The 21,709-nt window shown below is 59.9% G+C and carries 15 protein-coding genes; 5 read left to right on the top strand and 10 right to left on the bottom strand.

The window, feature by feature from the left end; all coding sequences use genetic code 11:
- Window positions 1-17: 17 nt before the first annotated feature.
- Genes M1E05_RS07815 through glf form a run of 3 tightly spaced genes read right to left on the bottom strand, consistent with a single transcriptional unit; the run spans window position 18 to window position 2,799 of the window.
- Entirely contained in the window at window positions 18-749 is a 732-nt protein-coding gene (locus M1E05_RS07815) for an ABC transporter ATP-binding protein (RefSeq protein ID WP_458111403.1), read from the bottom strand.
- The gene (locus tag M1E05_RS07810) at window positions 749-1,615 is read right to left on the bottom strand and encodes an ABC transporter permease (RefSeq protein WP_461164926.1); all 867 of its coding nucleotides are present in this window, start codon (window positions 1,613-1,615) and stop codon (window positions 749-751) included. The genes M1E05_RS07815 and M1E05_RS07810 overlap by 1 nt, the downstream gene beginning before the upstream one ends.
- On the bottom strand, window positions 1,612-2,799 hold the full coding sequence (glf, locus tag M1E05_RS07805) for a UDP-galactopyranose mutase (RefSeq protein ID WP_458111405.1): 1,188 nt from the start codon (window positions 2,797-2,799) through the stop codon (window positions 1,612-1,614). The genes M1E05_RS07810 and glf overlap by 4 nt, the downstream gene beginning before the upstream one ends.
- A 196-nt stretch (window positions 2,800-2,995) precedes the next feature.
- Between glf and M1E05_RS07800 the strand changes: the two genes are divergently transcribed.
- Window positions 2,996-7,021 carry an FtsK/SpoIIIE domain-containing protein gene (locus tag M1E05_RS07800; RefSeq protein ID WP_461164925.1) on the top strand — a complete coding sequence of 1,342 codons (4,026 nt, stop codon included), beginning with the start codon at window positions 2,996-2,998 and terminating at the stop codon, window positions 7,019-7,021.
- On the opposite strand, the gene M1E05_RS07795 is transcribed toward M1E05_RS07800, so the two are convergent.
- Entirely contained in the window at window positions 6,989-7,546 is a 558-nt protein-coding gene (locus M1E05_RS07795; RefSeq protein ID WP_461164924.1) for a hypothetical protein, read from the bottom strand. The two genes, M1E05_RS07800 and M1E05_RS07795, sit on opposite strands and share 33 nt — an antisense overlap.
- 236 nt (window positions 7,547-7,782) lie before the next feature.
- On the opposite strand from M1E05_RS07795, the gene M1E05_RS07790 reads away from it, so the two are divergent.
- Window positions 7,783-8,031, top strand: coding sequence for a WhiB family transcriptional regulator (locus tag M1E05_RS07790; protein ID WP_003804966.1), 249 nt, complete (start codon window positions 7,783-7,785; stop codon window positions 8,029-8,031).
- Window positions 8,032-8,142: 111 nt separating this feature from the next.
- On the opposite strand, the gene M1E05_RS07785 is transcribed toward M1E05_RS07790, so the two are convergent.
- The 4 genes from M1E05_RS07785 to M1E05_RS07770 are packed head-to-tail and all read right to left on the bottom strand — an operon-like array spanning window position 8,143 to window position 16,506.
- Window positions 8,143-9,612: a sensor histidine kinase gene (locus M1E05_RS07785; protein ID WP_461164923.1), complete on the bottom strand. Its 1,470-nt coding sequence runs from the start codon at window positions 9,610-9,612 to the stop codon at window positions 8,143-8,145.
- 33 nt (window positions 9,613-9,645) lie between these two features.
- A complete protein-coding gene (locus M1E05_RS07780; RefSeq protein ID WP_461164922.1) occupies window positions 9,646-14,493 on the bottom strand; it encodes an NAD-glutamate dehydrogenase in 4,848 nt (1,615 codons plus the stop codon).
- Between the two features lie 58 nt (window positions 14,494-14,551).
- Window positions 14,552-15,865: an AAA family ATPase gene (locus M1E05_RS07775; protein ID WP_458111410.1), complete on the bottom strand. Its 1,314-nt coding sequence runs from the start codon at window positions 15,863-15,865 to the stop codon at window positions 14,552-14,554.
- Entirely contained in the window at window positions 15,862-16,506 is a 645-nt protein-coding gene (locus M1E05_RS07770; protein ID WP_458111411.1) for a CpaB family protein, read from the bottom strand. Before M1E05_RS07770 ends, M1E05_RS07775 begins: the two co-directional genes overlap by 4 nt.
- A 158-nt stretch (window positions 16,507-16,664) precedes the next feature.
- Between M1E05_RS07770 and M1E05_RS07765 the strand changes: the two genes are divergently transcribed.
- Window positions 16,665-16,880: a helix-turn-helix domain-containing protein gene (locus M1E05_RS07765; protein ID WP_458111412.1), complete on the top strand. Its 216-nt coding sequence runs from the start codon at window positions 16,665-16,667 to the stop codon at window positions 16,878-16,880.
- Window positions 16,881-16,890: 10 nt separating this feature from the next.
- Here the strand turns inward: M1E05_RS07765 and M1E05_RS07760 are convergent, their stop codons facing one another.
- Window positions 16,891-17,511, bottom strand: coding sequence for a hypothetical protein (locus M1E05_RS07760; RefSeq protein WP_461164921.1), 621 nt, complete (start codon window positions 17,509-17,511; stop codon window positions 16,891-16,893).
- A gap of 149 nt (window positions 17,512-17,660) precedes the next feature.
- Here M1E05_RS07760 and M1E05_RS07755 point away from each other — a divergent pair, with 149 nt between their 5' ends.
- Window positions 17,661-18,365, top strand: coding sequence for a LysM peptidoglycan-binding domain-containing protein (locus tag M1E05_RS07755; protein WP_461164920.1), 705 nt, complete (start codon window positions 17,661-17,663; stop codon window positions 18,363-18,365).
- 38 nt (window positions 18,366-18,403) lie between these two features.
- Window positions 18,404-18,919, top strand: coding sequence for an Rv3235 family protein (locus M1E05_RS07750; protein ID WP_458111415.1), 516 nt, complete (start codon window positions 18,404-18,406; stop codon window positions 18,917-18,919).
- Between the two features lie 17 nt (window positions 18,920-18,936).
- Here the strand turns inward: M1E05_RS07750 and secA are convergent, their stop codons facing one another.
- Window positions 18,937-21,675, bottom strand: a complete 2,739-nt coding sequence (gene secA / locus M1E05_RS07745) for a preprotein translocase subunit SecA (RefSeq protein WP_458111416.1) — start codon at window positions 21,673-21,675, stop codon at window positions 18,937-18,939.
- Window positions 21,676-21,709 lie beyond the last annotated feature (34 nt).

Below are 21,709 nucleotides of genomic sequence, written 5' to 3'. Positions count from 1 at the left end.
CATGCGTCGGTTCCGTCTCAGCCTTCCCGCAACAGCGAGACAGCTTCTCCAATAGGCCCGTCAGCCACCTTCTTACCTTGCCGCAGCACCACTCCCCGGTCGCAGACCTTGCTCACCATATCCAGGTCGTGGCTGACGACCACCAGTGTGCAACCGGAATCACGCAGCTCCTGGACACGGGCAAGGCACTTCTTCTGGAACGGCTCGTCGCCGACGGACAGAATTTCATCGATGAGGAAGACATCCGGGTTGGTGTGTACGGCGACCGCAAAGGCCAGCCGCAGGAACATCCCCGAGGAGTAGAACTTCACTTCCGTATCGATGAACTTTCCAATCTCAGAAAATTCCACGATCGCGTCAAAGCGCTCGGCGGTTTCTTTTTCGGTCATCCCGAGAATCACTCCGTTAAGGAAGACATTCTCACGGCCCGTCAGATCGGGATGAAAGCCCGCGCCCACCTCAATTAGGCCAGCAACCTTGCCCCGGGTCCGAACAGTACCGGAGTCAGTTGTCATGACCCCTGAAATCAGCTTGAGCAGGGTGGACTTTCCGGAGCCGTTAAGTCCGAGCAGTGCGACGGACTCCCCCACCTCCACACTGATGTCCACACCGTCAAGAGCCATGAAAGTGGAGGACAAGTCCCCGCGGCGTCCCTTTAGCAGCCACACAACGGTCTCTTTAAGGGACCGGGTGTGGCGGAGGTTGAACCGCTTTGAGACATTTTCAACAACAATAGCCTCTGAACCCATCACAGCTCCTGCGCAAATCTGCCCTCAAGGCGTCGGAATAGTGACTGTCCCACGGCCAGGATCAACAATGAAACCAACAGGCCCACGGGAAGCCAGATCGAAAGAAGGTTCTCAGGAAGCCTTGCCCCCTCCGGCGCTAGCCTGACTGCTGAGGTCGGAGACCAGAATGCTGCGTGGAAGAGTTCGACGGCGATGGTCATGGGGTTGAGCTGATAGAAGAAGTAGAACGTTTCTCCAAGCGTGTCCCGGACCAGATACCAGGCATAGAGTACTGGCGAAAACCAGGTAGCCATCATGAGCATGAGGTCAACTATGTTTTCAGAGTCCCTGAAAAGCACGTTCGCCGCAGCGAAGAACAGTCCGAGGCCCAATGACAGCATGGTCACTATCACGAATGCCCCCACTGCCCCTATCAGCTGGGGAATAGTCGGGGTCCAGCCAAAGAAGAAACACGCCACCAGCAGAATCAGCATCTGGGGCAGAAAATGGACGATGGCAACCCAAACGGATGCTACGGGGAACAGTTCCCTCGGCAAGTAGATCTTCTTCACCAGGGCGGCGTTGGCGACCACCGAACGGGTAGCCTGGCCAAAGGCCTCAGAGAAGTAGTTGACGAGGATGATGCCCGAGAACATGTAGATCACGAAGTTCGGCTGCTTGTTAAGCCCAAGGAACACACCGAGCGCGAAGTAGAAGACGACGAACTGCACGCCAGGCTTGACATAGGACCAGAGGAGCCCAAGCACGGAACTCCGGTAGCGGACCTTCAGTTCCTTTCGGACGATCAGGCGAAGAAGGTCCCGGCGGCGAAGCACGTCAAACAGGCCGCCACCCTTGTCGGGTGCAGCCAACGTGTCTTGGCTCATGCGTCCACTCCTCCGCTTTCGAACTGATCTCCCGCTTCGAAGTGAGGCCGTATTTTGTTCTCAAACATGGTCAGGGCCGATCCGATTGCCATGTGCATGTCGAGGTACTTGTAGGTGCCCAGGCGCCCTCCGAAGAGGACATTCTTCTCTTCCGCCGCCAGGTCGCGATACTTCAACAACCGATCACGGTCAGCCGCAGTGTTGATCGGGTAGTAGGGCTCGTCACCGTGTTCCGCTGCGCGGGAGAACTCACGCATGATGACGGTTTTCTCCGTCTGGTAGTCCCGCTCGGGGTGGAAGTGGCGCGGTTCAATAATGCGGGTGTATGCGACGTCGGCGTCGTTGTAATTGATGACGGACGTACCTTGGAAATCGCCGACGTCGAGCACTTCCTCCTCGAAATCAATCGTCCGCCAGGAGAGACGGCCTTCCTCGTAGTCGAAATACCGATCCACGGGACCTGTGTAGACGACCGGAATTTTTCCTACTACCTTGTCCTTGCTGTATTCCTGTGAATCATCAAAAAAGTCGGTGTTCAGTAGAACTTCGATGTTCGGATGATCGGCCATTTTTTCAATCCAGGCGGTATAGCCGTCGGTGGGAAGGCCTTCGTACTTGTCATTGAAGTACCGGTTGTCGTAGTTGTACCGCACGGGAAGCCGCGAGATGATTCCAGCCGGCAAATCCTTGGGGTCCGTCTGCCATTGCTTACCCGTGTAGTGCTTGATGAAGGCCTCGTAGAGCGGGCGTCCGATGAGCTGAATGCCCTTGTCGTTAAGGTTCTGGGGATCCGTTCCGGCAAGTTCTCCGGCCTGCTCCTGAATCAAGGCCTGGGCCTGGCCCGGGGTGAGGTTTGCGCGGAAGAACTGGTTGATGGTTGCCAGGTTGATGGGCAGGGAATAGACCTCGCCCTTATGCACGCCATACACCTTGTGGACATAGTTCGTAAACGTTGTGAAGCGGTTCACATACTCCCAGACGCGTTCGTTGGAGGTATGGAAAAGGTGCGCCCCGTAACGGTGGACCTCGATGCCTGTCTGCTCTTCCTTTTCGCTGTATGCATTGCCGCCGATATGGTGGCGCCGGTCGATGACAACGACCTTCAAGCCCAACTCCGTGGCGGCCTGTTCTGCAATTGTCAGGCCAAAGAAGCCTGACCCTACGATGACAAGGTCAGCGGTCACAAAATCTCCTGATTCGAATGCGGGCAGCACAACGTATGGCATTGTCTGCTGCTCTAGCCTACCCGAGGGTGGCGCACTCACCGCGAATCGGAAGCGGCAGCAGATCGTTATCCACATAGTGAAGGCGGGGCCGTTCCAGGTCGCCGGCCAGGCCATAGCGTGGGTCAGGACCGCACCGGCAAAAGCAAGGAAGACCATGACCCTCGAATGCACGCTCGTTCACAGCCATGGTTCCGGGCTAACCGGCGATCCCCTCGAACTGACCATCACAGCGCCATCCGGATGCAGTGGCTTGGAACTTCAGGACGCCGTCTCCCGGAAGTATGGCACGCGGACCCTTACGGCGCGAGGTTCGCCCATTGCCGGGATGACCGTCGGTGTTCCCCCGCTTGTCCCCGGAGTTGTCCTGGTGGACGGAAACGAAGCGCCGATTCACGGAAACCCGGGGCCATCGTCCCTCGGCTTGATGTTGGCGGTCCATGGTGGCCCGGGTGCAGGCACTGTGGTGCCCCTTGGCCGGGGTTCCGTCCGCATTGGCCGCAGCGGCACGGAGGTCCGCCTTGCCGATGCCGAGTTGTCGCGGGAGCACGCCCGTCTCGAGGTGTCGGAGTCAAGTGTCACCATCACTGACCTTGGCAGTGTGAACGGAACAACCGTGGATGACAAAAGGGTCAAGAGTTCCCAGGTCTTCACCAACTCCCTCATACGCTGCGGCCACTCAACACTAAGCATCGTCTTCGGCGGGTCTTCCACTGAACAGCATGTTTATGCTGAAGCAGGCAGCAACGTTGCCGAGCCGTTGATTGTAGGCAGGAAGGCCGAAGACGCCAACCGCGGCACGTTGATCCTCACTGCGGTGCTTCCCATTGTTATAGGAACAGGCCTTGCCGTGATCACGGGAATGTGGATGTTCCTGGCCTTTACAGCAGTTTCGGCCCTTTCCATTCTGGTGCCTGCCGTGTCCGGCAGGCGCCAGCGGCGCGACCTGAAATGGGCAGTGGCGGCGGCCGTGAAAGACGATCAGGAACGACGACGGCGGTCCGCACCTTCGGCTGCCGACATTGTCCTTCAAACCGTGTACTCCGGTCCCCAGCCCCTTCCCGCATCCGTTGCGGAAGGTGGGGTGTCGCTACGACTTGGACTGGCGACGCAACCGGCGAACGTGCGAACCGATCCCGCCGACCCGCGCTTTCGCCCACCCCTGCTGGAATCAATGGCTGTCACGCTTGAGCCAGGCCCCGGCGTGACCCGGATCCAAGGGCCGGACGAAGCCGTGGCCGGGCTTATCAGGTCCCTCATCATGCAGTTCTCAACTTTTTCATTCGCAAGGGGAACGCGGGTCCTAATCCTCGGTGGAGCCCGGGAGATCCCTCTCGCCGCCCGGTTTCTTAAGCAGGTCTCCCTGGTGACTCAAGCCGCGGCGTGTCTGGCCAGTCTTTCTGCTGGCCCAGGGCGCGGATTCGACCATGGAGTGCTGATCATGATGGAAAATATCCCGTGTTCCGGCGAGGCAGACAAAGTCCTTTCCGCTGCAGTGAACAACGGTTGGCAGGTTTTCCACTGCTCCAATGCACGGGGCGAACTTTCGGCTGACGTGAATGGCCCGTATGTCAATTTGAGCGGAGGCTTGGCGCGGTTGACGAGAGCATCCCGCCGCATTGATTTTGTGGCTGATCTCGTTCCCGATCAGGTTTTCAGTAACTTCTGCCGGCGGGTCGCCTCCAATCCGCCGCAGGATGATGCGGCCACCCGGCAACGTGTACCGGAAGCCTGTCTGCTGGAAGACGTACTCACTCTCTCTGACTCCGAACTCGCCCTGCGTTGGGATAAATCCCGGGAAACTCGGGGTCTCCCCGTCAGCCTCGGCATGGGAGCCTCCGGTCCGCGCTTCTTTGATCTGCAGGCGGATGGTCCGCACCTGTTGGTCGCCGGTACCACCGGTTCAGGTAAATCGGAGCTGCTACGCAGCCTGACTGTTTCCCTTGCCCTGTCGTTTCCGCCAGATCGCGTGAACTTCCTCTTTGTGGATTTCAAGGGCGGTTCCGGCCTTGGCCCTTTGACCGGGTTGCCGCACTGCGTCGGAATGCTGACTGATCTGTCACAGCACGAACTTGATCGATTTCTGATCTCCCTCCGCGCGGAGATTCGCCGTCGTGAAGAACTTCTCGCCTTGGCCCAAGCCCCCGATCTTGTAAGCTACCGGGCCACGGCAACCGGAAAGGTGCAGGCGCTACCCCACCTGGTGCTGGTTATTGACGAGTTCAGGATGCTGGTAGAAGACGCACCGGAAGCGCTTCGCGAACTCATGAGAATTGCTGCCATCGGCCGGTCCCTGGGACTGCACCTCATCATGGCAACCCAACGCCCGCAGGGTGCGATTACACCCGATATCCGGGCCAATGTGACCACCAGTATTGCCCTTCGGGTCCAATCAGAGCTGGAATCTGCCGACATTATCAACTCAGGGGCGGCTGCCCGGATCCCAGTAGGGAACCCTGGCCGGGCATTCCTTGCCCGCGGAACTGAGCCGCCCGAAGAATTCCAAACGGCAGCACTGACGGGAACGGCAGCGATAGCTGACTGCGAGCTGACGGTCGAAGCAACCTTTGATGTCCTGGCCACCACCCCGGGCACGCCTTTACAGCAGCGCGATGCTGCAACGGAATCCGTCACTCCGGCAGATGCCGCCGCTCCACTCATCCGCCAGGCATGTACTCTGTGGGCACTTCGTGGCGGTGCTTCCATCCGGCCGCCTGTGGCGCCGGCGCTACCTGAAAGCCTGCCGTTCCCCGGCCCCGGCCCCGATGGTGTGGCAGAGCTCGGGTGGGTGGACTCGCCGGAGCAGCAGACAGTGACCGCACTGAAATGGAAACCCTTGACTGACGGGCATCTGGGGCTGGTTGGAACGGCGACGGCGGGTACGGACGATGCACTGCTCCTGGTGCTGGGACAAATGCTGGAGACACCAGGGGAGGCGCACTTTTACCTCTTGGACTCTGACGGTACTTTAAGCGGAACGTCCGCGCTCCCGCACGTTGGTGCAGTGGCTGGCCTTCAGGAACTTCGTCGCGGAGTCCGTGTGCTGGAACGCGTTGCCCACGAGATGTCGGTCCGGTTAGGCCGTCAGGGTGACGGTACAGATCCTCCCCTCGTCCTGGTCATTTCAGGTTGGGGTTCCTGGGCTTCTGCGCTTCGAGCTTCTCCGCTGGTTTGGGCTGAAGACCTGCTCCAGGACATCGTCAGGGATGGCCCGAAGGCCAAGGTCACGGTTCTCATTTCCGGAGGTCGGGAACTCGTGACAGCACGGTTTTCCGCCTCCATTCCGAACCGGTGCTTTTTCCCCATGGGTTCGACCGAGGAAGGACGTCTCGCGTGGCCCCGCCTTCCTGCCGTGCCGTCAGTAAGGGGCCGGGCCGTCGCTTTTGGGTCCCTTGTTAAGGGGAGTCCGTCCATGGTCCAATTCTTCGCTCCACCACAAAATTCGCTGCGGCTTCCTGCATCCGTTCAAACACCAAAAACGACACCTTTCAGGGTAGAGCGGCTACCCGATTCCATTCCGGGGAAAGCCATCAGAGACCGGTATGAGGACAAGACATCCCGGCGAATTCTTCCTTCCGGAAGGTCACCCAGGCTACGGGACCGTAGGCTCCTGGTAGGAGTAGGTGGGGACGAACTTGAGCCCGTAACGCTCACCGTTCCCACGGGCGGCGTCCTCGCGGTACTGGGTGGCCCATCGGCAGGTAAGAGTACATTTCTGCAGGCCCTCCCCGAAATGAACCCGGGTGAAGCTGCCTGGCTAAACCCCGGGCAGGAAGCAGATGCCGGCTCGTACTGGTCCAGCCTCGCCGCGAAGGCCGCATCGAATGGACTCGCCCCGGATGCCTTAGCCCTCGTGGACGATGCTGACCGGTTGTCGCCGGAAGCGCACAGCAGCCTGCTGGACCTGAACACGATGGGACTGACGATTGTCCTGGCCGCTGGCTTCAGCTCCACGGTCGCACAACGCGTTCCCTTGATGCTGCAGGCGCGCAGCCACGGCACAGGGGTACTCATTTGTCCGAGGAGCGTTCTTGACGGCGACTTCTTCGGTGTGCGTTTCGATGTGGAAGCACGCCCGCCAGCCGGCCGTGCCGTGGTCATATCCGGTGGAAGGGCTGTCTTGACTCAACTTGGAGATTTGTCTCCTCGGCTACAAGGCGGGAGGTCCGCCGCCGGAACGTGAAGCAAAGCCGACCACGCGTTTGTCGAACAGCAGCACAATAGCTGTGGCAGCCGGGACCAGCATCAGAAGTCCAATGAGCGTCAGTCCGCCTGTCAAAGCAGGAAATCCAAGGGTAAGGACGAAGAGTTGGGCCAGGAAGGCTCCCGCCCTCGGCCAGCGGTAAGCGCGGAAAAGAAAGTAGGCCATCGCGTAAAGCCACGCTGAAAAGGCGAGCAGGAGCACAAGGAGGAAGACAGCGCTCCAGAAGGAGCCTGTGGGGGCTCCGCTGAGCAGCCCGATGATGAACCAGGCGGCAGCAACAAGAAGGGCAGTTCCTTCTGCAGCCAGTATTCCGCTGAGGACGGCGATGCCTACCGGGCGCCTTTGCATGTCCGCTGCATCGGCGGCATTGGCCGGGGGGTAGCGGCGGTTTTCGGCGCCGCTCTTCATTTCGGCGCCGCTCTTCATTCCGGCGTCGCTGCCCATCCCGATGTCCCGGTCGTTCCCGGAGGCATCTTCCGGTGGTTCCAGTGGAGGTCTTGACACATTGGCACAATACCGGACATAGTCACTAACTGTGAGGCCCCATGAACAATGTGATGCATCGCTCACGCCGAAGAGGCACTTCCGTCATCAAACCCCCTTGTTTACACAGCGTTAACATGACAGGCTTATTGGAGATGACCAAGGGGGCCCGATTGGGCCCCTTTCCTTTGTTGCCTTTAGTGAATATTTTCACAAAGCACTCAACGAGTTTCCCAGGAATGGAGTGACTGATCAGCATGGATTGGCGTAACCGCGCAGCGTGCCTCGATAAGGACCCGGAGCTGTTTTTCCCCGTAGGCAACACCGGCCCTGCCCTCCTGCAGATCGAGGAGGCCAAGAGCGTCTGCCGCCGGTGCCCCGTGGTGGATACCTGTCTTCAGTGGGCTCTGGAGTCCGGGCAGGACGCAGGCGTCTGGGGTGGCATGAGTGAAGATGAGCGCCGCGCCCTCAAACGACGTGCTGCACGCGCACGCCGGGCTTCCTGAGAGCACAAACCAATAAGAGGGGCCGTGGACGTTTCTGTCCGCGGCCCCTCTCATTTTTGCCGACGACCCGGCGCCCTACTTAGACCTGGAAGCCCCGGGCCGGCAAGGGCCCTACCGCCGGATTAGGCTGAGCACGATCTGGACCGCGGTGCCGCCACCTTCACGTCGTTGCCACTGGATTGTGCCTCCGAGCTCACTCATCACCAGGGTTCTGACTATCTGCAGCCCCAAGCCCTCGGTATGGGGTGTTTCCGGGAGCCCTACACCATCATCGGCAACGGTCACTGTCAGCAGTTCCTCACCGTCGTCTCCTTCTGAGCGGTCCGCGAGCAACCAGACGGTGCCTGTTCGCCCCTCCAGTCCATGCTCGACCGCGTTGGTAACGAGTTCATTGATTACCAGGGCCAAGGGTGTCGCGAAGTCGCTCGGCAGTTCACCAAACAGACCGGCGCGCTCCGTGCGTACCTGCTGGGAGGGCGAAGCGACTTCAGCAGATAGCCTGAATTGCCGCCCGATCAGTTCATCGAAATCGACACTCTGGGTAAGGCCCTGGGACAACGTCTCATGGACGAGCGCGATGGTTGCTACCCGGCGCATCGCCTGCTCGAGGCCCTGTTTTGCCTCGTCACTGACCATTCGGCGGGATTGCATCCTGAGGAGGGCAGCAACGGTCTGCAGATTATTCTTAACCCGGTGATGGATCTCGCGGATGGTCGCATCCTTGGTCACCAGCTCCATTTCACGGCGGCGCAATTCCGACACGTCGCGGCACAAGACGAGGGCACCGAATCTCTGCTGTTCGTCCCGCAGCGGAATGGCCCGCAGTGAAAGGCTGACGCCACGGGATTCGATTTCGCTGCGCCAGGGCATCCGGCCGGTGACGACCAGCGGCAAGGTTTCGTCCACCATCCGACGGTCCTTGAGCAAGCCTGCCGTTACCTCTGCGAGTGACCGCCCCTCCAGAGATTCCCCATCGCCCAGACGCCGGAAAGCCGAGACACCGTTGGGACTGGCATACTGGACGATTCCATCCGCATCCAGTCTGATGAGGCCATCCCCCACACGCGGCGCACCGCGACGGGAACCGGTGGGCGATGCGAAATCGGGCCAGAGACCTAAGGTACCCATCCTCAGCAGGTCGTACGCACACTGCCGGTACGTCAGCTCAAGCCGGGAGGGCATTCTGGAACTGGACAGGTCCATGTGGGAGGTGACCACAGCGAGCGTCCGGCCATTGCGAACCATCGGGACCGCCTCCACGCGGAGGGCCATGTCGCTGCTCCAGTTGGTCTCGCTGGAACGCTCAATAGTCCGGCTCTCCCACGCTTTGTCCACCAGGGGCTGCAAATCCGACCGGATCCCCTCCCCCACAAAGTCGGCGTGAAACACCGTATGCGTGGTGGAGGGGCGGACATGCGCGAGCGCAATGTATCCGTGTTCCGGATGCGGAAACCACAATGCAAGGTCAGCGAAGGCAAGGTCTGCAACCATCTGCCAGTCGCCCACCAGGAGGTGCAGCCACTCGGCATCCCCCGGCCCAAAATCAGCGTGCTCCCTGATAGGGTCCGTAAAGATTGCCACTGCACCTCCATATTGCGACGCTCCGGCTACTGCCTAGCGTCGGACGATTGACCTCAAGAGCCTCAATGCTACCGACAGGGACGCCATATCGTCGGCTTCAAGGGCGTTGACCTCATCAAACATGCTCTTCGCCCTCCCCAACTGCTCGGCGTTCAGTCCTTCCCAGGTCTTCAGGCGGTCTTCTGCAGGGACACCGCTGGGAGTGGCCTCCAGCACGGCCGTGGTCATATCTGAGACCGTTGAATACAGATCGTCACGCAACGCGGCCCGGGCAAGGGCCTGCCAACGGTCTTCCCTCGGGAGCTTCGTGATCCGCTCCAACAGGGAATCAATGTGGAACCGGTTGAACACGGTGTAATACACATGTGCAATGCTTTCCACAGGTTCCGGATTGCCATGGGCGATCTTGGCAATGTCCAGCAACACAAAGCTCTCGAACAGCTCGGCCCACCTGTAAGACAGGTCTTCAGGGAGGCCCCACGTGCGGGCCTTTTCAAGCCACGCGGCCACTCGTGCGCGGTCATCACCGCGCAGGTAATCGAGCAGGCGCGAACGCATTGGATCCATCAGCGGCTTGAACTCCGCGACTGTGTCTGCAATCGACCGGGTGGCGTTCCCCTGAGTCAGGACCCAGCGGACCGCCCGGTCCAGCAACCTGCGGATATCCAGGTGGACAGCGCTCCAGTGTTCGGTGGGGAACGATGCCGGAAGGGCGTTAAGCTCCGCCACCATGTTGTCCAGTTCGTACACTTCCCGCAGGGCCACAAATGCCTTCGCCACTTGGACCTCAGTGGCGGAAGTCTCCTCCATTACCCGGAAGGCGAACGTGATTCCGCCCATGTTGATCATGTCGTTGGCGATTACCGTCGCTATGATCTCCCGGCGCAGCGGGTGGCTGTCCAGCTCGGCGTCGAACCTTTCCCGCAACTGAAGGGGGAAGTACTCCCGCAAGGTCCGACGGAACCATGGATCCTCGGCGAGGTCACTTTCCCGCAGTGCCGTGGCCAATTGGATCTTGGCATAGGCAGAGAGCACCGAGAGTTCAGGGGACGTAAGCCCTTGCCCCTGCTCCAGCCGCTCCCGGAGTGTCTCGGTCGTGGGGAGAGCTTCGAGCTTCCGCTTCAGGTATCCGGATTTCTCCATCCAGTCCATCAGCCGCTCGTAGCTGGGGCTCCATTCAGCAACGCGGATTCGATCATTCAGCAGCAGAATGTTTTGGTCAATGTTGTCCTCAAGAACCAGCCGGCCAACTTCCTCCGTCATGGATGCCAGGAATTCGGCACGCTCGCTGGCGTCGAGTTTGCCTGCCGCTACCATCCTGTCGACAAAGATCTTGATGTTGACCTCGTGGTCGGAGCAATCAACTCCAGCAGAGTTATCGATTGCGTCCGTGTTGAGGATCACCCCTTGCAGGGCGGCCTCAATACGGCCCCGCTGGGTCAGTCCCAGGTTGCCGCCTTCGCCCACCACCTTGACACGCAGCTCTCGTCCGTCCACACGGATTGCGTCATTGGCTTTGTCACCAACTTCAGCATTCGTCTCAGTGCTCGCCTTGACGTAGGTTCCGATGCCCCCGTTGTAAAGAAGGTCGGCCGGAGCCAGCAGGATCGCACGAAGCAGCTCTGGAGGGCTCAAATGGGTAACTCCATCGGGAAGGCCCAAGGCGACCCGGACTTGCTCCGAAACCGGGATCGATTTCAGCTGGCGCGGATAAACACCGCCACCTTCACTGATGAGTGATTTGTCGTAGTCGTCCCAGGACGAACGCGGCAGCGCGAACAGCCGTTGCCGTTCATCGAATGAAACTGATTCGTCCGGGTTCGGATCGAGGAAAATATGCCGATGATCAAAAGCAGCCAGGAGCCGGATGTGCCGTGAAAGCAGCATTCCGTTGCCGAAGACATCCCCTGACATGTCCCCCACACCGACGACGGTAAAGGGTTCGGATTGTGTGTCCAGGTCCAGCTCGCTGAAGTGACGCTTGACTGATTCCCAGGCGCCCCTTGCAGTGATTCCCATGGCTTTGTGGTCGTAGCCCACAGAGCCACCGGACGCGAAGGCATCCCCCAACCAGAAGCCGTATTCAGCGGCAAGCCCGTTGGCGATATCAGAGAAAGTCGCTGTCCCCTTATCCGCTGCGACCACCAGGTAGGAGTCATCTCCGTCATGCCGCACTACGCCGGACGGCGGCACCAATTCCTCACCCCCAGGCGTGGCAACGAGGTTGTCTGTAAGGTCCAACAGACCTCGGATGAACGTCTTGTAGCTCTCTACCCCCTCGCTCATCCAGGCAGCCCGGTCTTCCGCAGGGTTCGGTAATTGTTTGGCGAAGAAGCCACCCTTGGCCCCAGTGGGAACGATGACCGCGTTCTTGACCGTTTGTGCCTTGACGAGACCGAGGATTTCGGTCCGGAAGTCCTCCCGGCGATCTGACCAGCGAAGGCCGCCTCGTGCAACCTTCCCGAACCGGAGATGTACGCCCTCGACCCGTGGGGAATAGACCCAGATTTCGAACATCGGCCGCGGGAACGGCAACCCCTCAATGCCGGCGGGGTTGAGCTTGAAGCTCAGGTACGGCTTGTTCTGGAAAAAGTTGGTCCTCAGGGTCGACTCGATCAGATTCTTGAAGGTCCGCAGAACCCGGTCGGCGTCCAGCGTGGCTACCTGCTCAATCGACGCAGCCAGTTCCCCGCGCAACTGTTCCTGCCTGGCCTCGCGCTCTTCCTCCTCGAATGAGGGGTCAAATCGCGCCGTGAACAGTGCACTCAAGGCGCGCGTGACATCGGCGTTCGCCAACAGTGTGTCAGCCATGAATTCAAAGGAATTGGTGTTGCCCATTTGCCTCATGTACCTGGCATAGGCGCGAAGAACCACGATCTGGCGCCATGTCATGCCTTCACGAAGGACGAGCCGATCAAAGCTGTCAGATTCGGCTGCACCGGAAACTGCTGCACCAAAGGACTCGGCAAGAAGCTCTCCCGTGGCCGAAGGATCCACCCGTGGCGGGTATTTGAGCCCGAGGTCGTAGAGGAAGAAGTCACGTTTATCGGCCGTCTCGATCTCGAAGGGCCGCTCATCCAGCACCTCAAGGCCCAGGTTGTGGAAGTACGGAAGAATCTGGCTCAGGCTCTTGGGGTCAAGCATGTACAGCTTGACGCGCGCATCCTCCTCCAGAGTTGCTCCCGCGCCTTCAGGAAGGTAGACGTGAACGCCCGGACGCTCGGGGCCGCCCCTTTCTTTGGCTACCGCACTGTACTTCTCGAACCTTGCAATATCCTGCAACGCATCTTCAACCTCGTAGTCAACGCGGTAGCTGGCAGGAAAGGCCTCGGCCCAGAGTTCGGCGAGCTCTTTGCCGCCTCCATCAGGTGAGGAATCACGAAGTACTTCCGTGATTCCTTCGCTCCACGAACGCGTAGCGCGAACAAGACGTTTTTCCAGTTCCTGGGCGTTGACGTTCGTGACATCGGCGTCCTTCGGCAGACGGATCCGGAAGAAGAGCCGGGCCAGCGCAGACTCCGTCATACGTGCTTCATAATCAATCGACTCTGCGTGAAAGGTCTCACGGAGCTCATCTTCGATACGGAGCCTAACGTTGGTGGTGTACCTGTCGCGCGGAAGGAAGACGACCGCAGACATGAACCTGCCGTAAATGTCCGGCCTGAGGAAGAGACGCGTCCGGCGCCGTTCCTGCAGTCGCTGAATGCTGATGGCAGTCGCAGCGAGATCAGGCACCTCAATCTGGAACAGTTCGTCCCGGGGGTACGTTTCGAGGATCCCGAGAAGGTCCTTGCCGGAGTGTGAATCGGGTGGAAAACCCGCGATCCGAAGGACTGCCTCGACCTTCTCCCGCACGATTGGAATATCCCTGACAGACCCTGCATAGGCACTCGTGGCGAACAGACCGATGAAGCGCCGCTCGCCATTGACGTTACCGGCGGCATCGAAACTCTTGACGCCAATATAGTCAAGGTAGGCCGGGCGGTGCACGGTGGACCTGGAGTTGGCCTTGGTGATCACCAGTGCCCGCTTCTCCCTGGCCTTTTTCCGGCCGGCGTCCGTAAGGTGCTGAATCTGCCGGCCGTCCGAGCTGGCGCGCAGAAGGCCCAGCCCGCTGTCTTCACGAAGCTGGAGCACATCCTCGCCGTCCTCGTTGACGAGGTCGTATTCACGGTAGCCCAGGAATGTGAAGTTGCCTTCGTCCAACCAGCGCAGGAGATCCTGAGCCTGCCGAAGTTCTGTAATTTGGGCCGGATTGGCTACCTTGTCCAAGTCGGCAGCTATCTGGAGGGCTTTATTCCGCATCCTCGGCCAGTCTTCGACCGCGGCCCGAACGTTTCCAAGAATCCGCCGGAGTCCATCTTCAAGAAGATCCCGCCCCTCCTTCCCCAGTCTGTCAATCTCAACTGCAATCCAGGACTCCATGTGGGAGGCATTGTCACCTTCAGCAATGAGGTGGGAAAGACTCGGCATAGTAGCTGTATCGCCGCTGGAGAGACCAACCGTCGAAGGAACTTTGTCCACCTTGACCAGTTCACCCGTAACTCGGTTGCGCATGACGACAAACAGCGGATGCACCACCAAATGGATGGCGGATTTTTGACGGACAATTTCTGCATTCACCGAGTCCACGAGGAATGGCATGTCGTCAGTGACTATATATACGACACAGTTGTCGCCCTCTTCCAAGATGGAGACGTTCGCGTGGCCCGGCTGGCGGCTTTGCGCTACAGCCCGGTGCGTCTCCGCCCGGGTGGAGAGGACTTCGGCGGGGTACGCCTGGAAATCCTCTTCTGCCAAATGCTCGTAGTAGTCCCCCAGGTATCCTTCCAAGGCCGCGACGGTCAAGGATTGATCCTCCACACTGGATCCAGACGACATATATGAAACGCCTCCATCAGAAGTTCGCGGCTGCACCTTTGCAGCCCTCAAGGTGAGCCTAATCCTTAACTCTGCGCCTTGCTGTGGAAGTAAATACAGACGAACGGCGTTTTCCCTGGACTGGTGCACAAACCAATTCAGCAATGGAGCGGCGAAGTGCCGAGTCCGGGGCAGCTTCGAGCAGCAAGGCCCCCGAAAGGAGCGCTGCATCTCCGGCTCCGGGATCAGCAGGAAGAAACGCTTCTATCCGAAGGGACGGGCCGTATCTGTCCCAGGCTTCCCGCAGTTGGCGCTCCGGAGACCTGCCAACCACTGAGGCTCTCACTTTGTTCAGAACCACTTTCGGCGATGCATGCGGCACGGCCTGCTCGAGGTCAGATAACGCGCGCACCAACCGGGGTACTCCAACGGGGTCCGCGGCTCCTACCGCAAAGACAGTATCTGCGAGTTCAAGGCTGCGCAGGGTGGCCGCGTTCCGCCTGGGAGCCACCGTGTCAAAGCTGAGTTCTTCATCGGCCTCCAGACAGAACCCCGCATCAACGACGATGACGTCGGCAATCTCCCTGGACTTCTCAAGCACCAAGGAGAGGGCAGCGGCGCGCAACTCCGTCCATCGGTCAGCCCGGGTAATTCCGGTGAGAACGCGGAACGTGCCGCCCTTCGTGACTACCCGAGTGGCAACCCGAAGCAGGGCATCGGCGTCGAGGATGCCTTGGTCAGCCAGTCGGCACGCCTGTGCGAGCCCCGCCGTTTCGTCAAGCAATCCCAGCATGGCTGCGACGCTGGCGCCATAGCTGTCGGCGTCGACCAGCAGGACAGACTTACCCTCAGCCGCCAACTCTCCGGCGATGTTGATGGCGACAAGAGTCCGCCCAGGTGACCCGGCAGGACCCCAAACAGCAATGATCTGCCCTGTTCCCGACGCTGGAGGGACATCGGCGCCGTCGTCCAGTCTGATTCGGTTGGAGGCGCCGGGATCAGACATCCCGCTGTCTTGCTTGAAAGGGGGAACGGATCCACTCCCGGACAAAAGAGCCACCGCTTCCGAGATCTTTGCTGCCAGGGCCACCGGGTCCAGATCCGGCGCGGCACAGATCACTCCCATTCCACGCAGTCTGGTCATCTCTCCTGGAATGTCAGTCAAGGCAACTATTGCCACTCCCACAGCCCGGAGGCGGTCAACCAACGAGGCTGCAAGCTCCTCGCTTCCTCCTGCCACCACAGCGGCCCTTGCCAGCCCGCCCTGGCATGCTGCCAACAGTTCTGTCAGCTCTGAGCACCGCCTGACGACGGATACCGGACCATGCAGCCGCTCCAGGCCTCCGACCAGGTCTTCCTGGGCATCACCTACTGTTACGACCGGGATGCTCATTTGCCCACACCGCCCGGGTTCCACACAACTGAGATCTTTGCCTTGTTTGCCTGTGAACCCAAGAGCTTGGGCATCTGATCGTCACTGACCAGCACCATCAGGACGGTGGATCGGGAGGATCCAAGGGCAGTGGACCCTGGCGTCACCTGCGAGATTTCAGCGCCGGGCAGCAGCATCGAGGGCTCGCTGAAGCCATTGCGCGTATCGGGCTGCGCCACCCAGACATCAACCCTCGAACCGGCCAGCGCCTGCTCAGGAAGCGGTTCATCGATGGTTATGGCAACTGGTTTTCGATCGAGCTCATCCGGCTTCCCGAGGCTCGCCTTGGGCAGGAGCTGGTCCTTGCCGATCCTCTGAACAGCCACAAGCCCATCGGGAAGTCCGGCCTCGCCCGAGATGTAGAGCTCCTCCAACTGGCCCAGACGCACCTTAGCCCGGGCAGTGTTGTCCGCGGTCAGTCTCTCCCCGACGGCGATAGCCTCCCGCGCCACGTAGACATCAGTAGTCTGGTCGGCTGCACCCACCAGCGAAACGACTCCGACCACAGATGCAAGCACCAGCAGCAATCCGACGAGTAGCCGGGGATCCTTCCACGACGGTTTCTTCAGTCGTGCTCCCGCGGATGTTGTGCTCCCACTCATGCCGCCCCTTCCCCTTTAGGCGCTACCGGATTGGTGGATCATGCGCCAGACACCCCTCATTGTCATTGCAAAGAAGCAGATCTGAAAGTCACAGCGTCAAACTGCATCAAACTGTGGATAACGCATGCTCTTCACCACATCGATGGCAAAATGGGTATATGCCCAGATTCCTGACGCTTGCAGACGTTGCCGAACAGCTACAGATCAATTCCCCGGCGGCCTACGCCCTCGTGCGCAGCGGTGAACTAAAGGCAATCCAGGTTGGTGGCCGAGGTCAATGGCGCGTCGAGGAAAAGATGCTGGAGCAGTACATAGAGGAGCGGTACGCCGAGGCAAGCCGGATGATCCAGGAGTCAAAGTCAAAGACGGTTTGATTCCTGCCGCTCAGGTCACCGCCTGAAGGGACCTGATGGCACTTAATGCCGTGAAGGGAACGGCCGCCATCTCGATGACATTTGCTGCACGCCTCGCTTCCCCGGGCGCGGTCACGGCGAAGTCCACGTAATCCCTGCCCACGCGGTCAATAACCCCGTGAAGTGTTGTTTCGCCTTGGGATCCGCCAGCCAACGTCAGTGCAAGATGCGAACGATCCCGGGAAAGCGCCCTGAGCGCACTTCCCAAATCAGGCCTCTGCCGCACTAGTGATGGTTCCGCGACAGCATGCCGCGCCAGGCCACTGCAGCGGCCAATTGCCGCGTAGGGAACAAGCACCTGATGCTGCTGTTCATTCAGAACCAGCAACTGGCTGCCGGCGTGGCCCAGCAACCCGCTAAGCGTGGATCCGGACAGCAAATGAACCGTAACCCTGAGGTTGATTGAAGCCCGGAGCCGGTCAGCGATGCCCACTCCTGCCACGTCAATGCGTACGCGCTCAGCAATTTCGGACTCCCGCTGAAGACGGTTCTCGGCAGAGAACTGCGCTTCCATGTCTTCGAACAGTGCATCCCAACGCATGCCGTCAGCGTAGGTGTCCAGGGTCAGCTGGTCAATTTCCAAAAAATCCAAGAGGAAAATGACTGGACAAAACAATATCGCCTGCCTCAGACTGATCGAACGAGCCTAAACTAGGTCAAACTGCATCAAACGACACCAAACACGAGGTAGGGCGCACAATGAGATCCACGGATCATAGATCTCTCAGTTCGGATGCAGCCTTGGCAGTTCTGATTTTGCTGCTCGGCGTATTCCTTGCTGCCACAGGGGAAGCCCTGACCGGCCGCTGGCAACGCTCCGCCGCGCGGAACCAGTCGATGGGCTTTGACGACATGCTGGGGTTCGGTGCCAACATTCTTGGTTTGGTCTTGGTTTTGTGGTGGGTACTTTCGGCGGTGATCGCCTTTGTAACAGCTGTCCTGGAGCATGCAGGGAGCCGTCGGGCGGCGGCCGTCACGGGTAGTTTCACTCCCCGCTACATGCGCAGGTTGGCACTGGCCGCCTTGGGCCTTCAGCTGATGACCGCGCCCCTTGCGAACGCCGACAGTTCCTCCGGTTCAGCCTGGACCCCCGGCGCGGGGACTTCGGTATCAGCGGCATGGAAGGCGGAGCACTCAGACGACAAGCTCATACAGCCGTTGAATCCCCGCTGGCAGCCCAGTAAGCCGGCAGTGGACCCGGGCCTGATCGCAGGAACTCCACTTCGGGCTGTTCACCAGGTGCCAGGGAGCGGGACTGCGGCGGTAACGGTCGTGGAAGGCGATTCCCTCTGGACCATTGTTGCCAGCCATCTTGGTCCACTGGCCTCCGACGTTGACATCGCCCAGGAATGGCCGCTCTGGTATCGGGCCAATCGTACCGTCATAGGCGAAAACCCTGACGTGCTGAAACCCGGGCAACTGCTTACACCTCCCGGCGCGGCCTGATCGGCGCCCGCCAATCCGCCATCTATTGAAGGATCATAATGAGTGCAGTAACGGTAGTTCGGAGCAAGCAGGAACCAGTATCCAATACGGACGCGGCTGTTCACAGATTCCCTGCAGTCATCACCCCTGCGAGCCAACCCCCTTCAGGGCTGAAGCCCCCCGCGGAATCGATGAACAATCCCGTGAGGAGCCTAAGGGCGGCCACAGACCATCGCGAGGTCTGCGCCATTGCGCGGGGGACGGTCCAGGCTGCCATAGAAGTTCTCGCCGGCACTCGTCCTGTCCACCAATTGGCTCGACGCCTGGACCAACAGTGCCTGGCGGCCCTTCAACATCGGGCAGCCCTCATTCGCCTTAACAGGCAGAGCCTTTCCCCGTCCGCCTCCGGTGTGTACCGAAATCCTGCCGTGCGCTCCGTGCGCGCCTCAGAAGTGACGGCTGATATCTACGAAGCCAGCGCCGTCGTAGTGGATGAGACGCGGGCACGTGCGGTGGCGTTACGGCTGGAACGGAACAACAAGGTATGGCGGATCACGGTTTTGGAAATCGGCTGATTTCCCTGACTGTCAGGTCAGCGGCGCTTCTTCTTGTTGTTCCGTCTTCCGACATCCTGCGCTGCAGCTTTCGCGGGGTTGCCTGAACGGCCGGTCGACTTGGTCTCCATGCGGGTCTGGCTGGAGCCGTCTTCGCTCGGCGCCGTGTACTGAAGTTGGGCGGGTTTCTCCGGAGCCTGGAGGCCAGCTGCCTTGATCTGCGGAGTGTGGTGCTCCGTATGCTCTCCTTCGGCATCGGCGACGACGACATCTTCGGCGGGCGTCACTTCGACCTCAAGGTTGAACAGGAATCCAATGCTTTCTTCCCGGATGGCTTCCATCATGGCCTGGAACATGATGAACCCCTCGCGCTGGTACTCAACGAGCGGATCACGCTGGGCCATCGCCCGGAGGCCAATGCCCTCCTTGAGATAGTCCATCTCGTAGAGGTGTTCCTGCCATTTGCGCCCAATCACCGAAAGGACAACCCTGCGCTCAAGTTCGCGCATGCTCTCTGACCCGATGGATTCTTCTCGTGCCTGGTAGACCAGGCGGGCATCGGAAAGGATCTCCTCGCGGAGGAATTCTGCTGTGATGCGTGACTTCCCGCCGGCTTCATCGATGATGTCGTGAGGCGTGACGCTGACGGGATAGAGAGTCTTGAGGTTGGTCCACAACTGGTTGAAGTCCCAGTCGTCGCCGTTCCCCTCAGCGGTAGCTTCGTCGATGAAGGAGTTGATGGTGTCTTCGAGGAAGTACTGCACCTTTTCGTGGAGGTCGTCCCCCTCGAGGATCCGACGCCGGTCGCCATAGATCGCTTCACGCTGGCGGTTGAGGACGTCGTCGTACTTAAGCACGTTCTTGCGCTGCTCGGCGTTGCGGCCCTCCACCTGGCCCTGGGCCGAGGCGATGGCACGGGATACCAGCTTGGATTCAAGGGCGACGTCATCTGGGACAGAACTGTTCATCAGACGCTCCGCTGCACCGGAGTTGAACAGTCGCATGAGGTCATCTGTGAGGGACAGGTAGAAGCGTGACTCGCCGGGGTCTCCCTGGCGGCCGGAGCGGCCGCGCAACTGGTTATCGATCCTTCGCGATTCGTGGCGCTCCGTGCCCAGCACATAGAGGCCACCGAGGTTCAAAACCTCTTCGTGCTCGTCCTTGACGGCCTGCTTGGCAGCTTCGAAGGCAGCCGGCCAGGCAGATTCGTATTCCTCTGAGTTTTCCTCGGGGTCCAGTCCCTTTTTGGCGAGTTCGGCCACTGCCGTGAATTCGGCGTTGCCGCCAAGCATGATGTCAGTACCACGACCGGCCATGTTGGTAGCCACAGTGACGGCACCCTTGCGTCCGGCCTGGGCAACAATGGCGGCCTCGCGGGCATGGTTCTTTGCGTTCAGAACCTCATGCCTGATGCCCTCCTTGGCAAGGAGACGCGAAAGGTACTCGCTCTTTTCGACGCTGGTGGTGCCTACCAGGATCGGCTGCCCCTTTTCGTGGCGTTCAGCGATGTCCTTGACGACAGCGTCGAACTTCACCGTCTCGTTCTTGTAGACGAGGTCGGACTGGTCGATCCGCTGCATATCCCGGTTGGTCGGAATGGCAACGACCCCGAGCTTGTAGGTGCCCATGAATTCCGCGGCTTCGGTTTCGGCCGTACCCGTCATGCCGGAGAGCTTGCCGTACATACGGAAGTAGTTCTGCAGCGTCACCGTGGCCAAGGTCTGGTTCTCGGCCTTGATTTCGACGCCTTCCTTGGCTTCGATGGCCTGGTGCATGCCCTCGTTGTAGCGGCGTCCGGCAAGGATGCGGCCGGTGTGTTCGTCAACGATCAGGACTTCGCCGTCGAGAATGACGTAGTCCTTGTCCCGCTTGAAGAGTTCTTTGGCCTTGATTGCGTTGTTGAGGAAGCCGATCAGCGGAGTGTTGGCTGATTCGTAGAGGTTCTGGATCCCGAGGTAGTCTTCGACCTTCTCGATGCCTGCCTCAAGAACACCGACGGTGCGCTTCTTTTCGTCCACCTCATAGTCCCGTTCGGGCTGGAGGCGCATCACTACCTTGGCGAACTCGCTGTACCAGCGGTTCGTATCGCCCTGCGCCGGGCCCGAAATGATGAGCGGGGTACGGGCCTCGTCGATGAGGATGGAGTCGACCTCATCGACGATAGCGAAGTTGTGGCCGCGCTGGACCAGTTCTGACTGGTCCCACGCCATGTTGTCGCGCAGGTAGTCGAAGCCGAATTCGTTATTGGTGCCGTAGGTGATGTCAGCGGCGTACTGCTCACGGCGGACGGAGGGATCCTGATTCGAGAGGATGCAGCCGCTGGTCAAGCCCAGGAAGCGGTAGACGCGGCCCATCAGGTCCGACTGGTATTCGGCCAGGTAGTCGTTGACCGTGACGACGTGGACGCCCTTGCCGGTCAATGCGTTCAGGTAGGCCGGAGCTGTGGCCACGAGGGTCTTGCCTTCACCGGTTTTCATTTCGGCGATGTTGCCCAGGTGCAGCGCAGCCCCACCCATGAGCTGCACATCGAAGTGGCGCAGGCCGAGGGTTCGGGACGACGCTTCGCGTACGGCGGCGAAAGCTTCGGGGAGGAGCTCATCCAGCTTCTCACCGTCCTGGTGACGCTCCCGGAGACGGTCGGTTTCTTCCCGCAGTTCAGCATCCGTGAAGGTTTTGAATGAGTCTTCCAGGGCATTAATGGAATCGGCATAGTTCCGCAGTTGCCTCAGGGTTTTTTTGTCACCCGTACGGAGAAGTTTTTCGATAAGTGATGCCACGTGAAGTTGCTCCCAGTCTCAAGCTGCCGAATTC

Source organism: Arthrobacter sp. R4-81 (assembly GCF_054792365.1).
Note: the sequence above shows the minus strand (reverse complement) of the source record. Positions and strands in the feature narration are given on the sequence as shown.

Bases quoted from the DNA above. Each gene is read 5' to 3' on its own strand.
- M1E05_RS07765 (WP_458111412.1), top strand. From the start codon at position 16,665: ATGCCCAGATTCCTGACGCTTGCAGACGTTGCCGAACAGCTACAGATC.
- M1E05_RS07815 (WP_458111403.1), bottom strand. From the start codon at position 749: ATGGGTTCAGAGGCTATTGTTGTTGAAAATGTCTCAAAGCGGTTCAAC.
- M1E05_RS07800 (WP_461164925.1), top strand. From the start codon at position 2,996: ATGACCCTCGAATGCACGCTCGTTCACAGCCATGGTTCCGGGCTAACC.
- M1E05_RS07780 (WP_461164922.1), bottom strand. From the start codon at position 14,493: ATGTCGTCTGGATCCAGTGTGGAGGATCAATCCTTGACCGTCGCGGCC.
- M1E05_RS07790 (WP_003804966.1), top strand. From the start codon at position 7,783: ATGGATTGGCGTAACCGCGCAGCGTGCCTCGATAAGGACCCGGAGCTG.
- M1E05_RS07775 (WP_458111410.1), bottom strand. From the start codon at position 15,865: ATGAGCATCCCGGTCGTAACAGTAGGTGATGCCCAGGAAGACCTGGTC.
- M1E05_RS07750 (WP_458111415.1), top strand. From the start codon at position 18,404: ATGAGTGCAGTAACGGTAGTTCGGAGCAAGCAGGAACCAGTATCCAAT.
- M1E05_RS07810 (WP_461164926.1), bottom strand. From the start codon at position 1,615: ATGAGCCAAGACACGTTGGCTGCACCCGACAAGGGTGGCGGCCTGTTT.
- M1E05_RS07770 (WP_458111411.1), bottom strand. From the start codon at position 16,506: ATGAGTGGGAGCACAACATCCGCGGGAGCACGACTGAAGAAACCGTCG.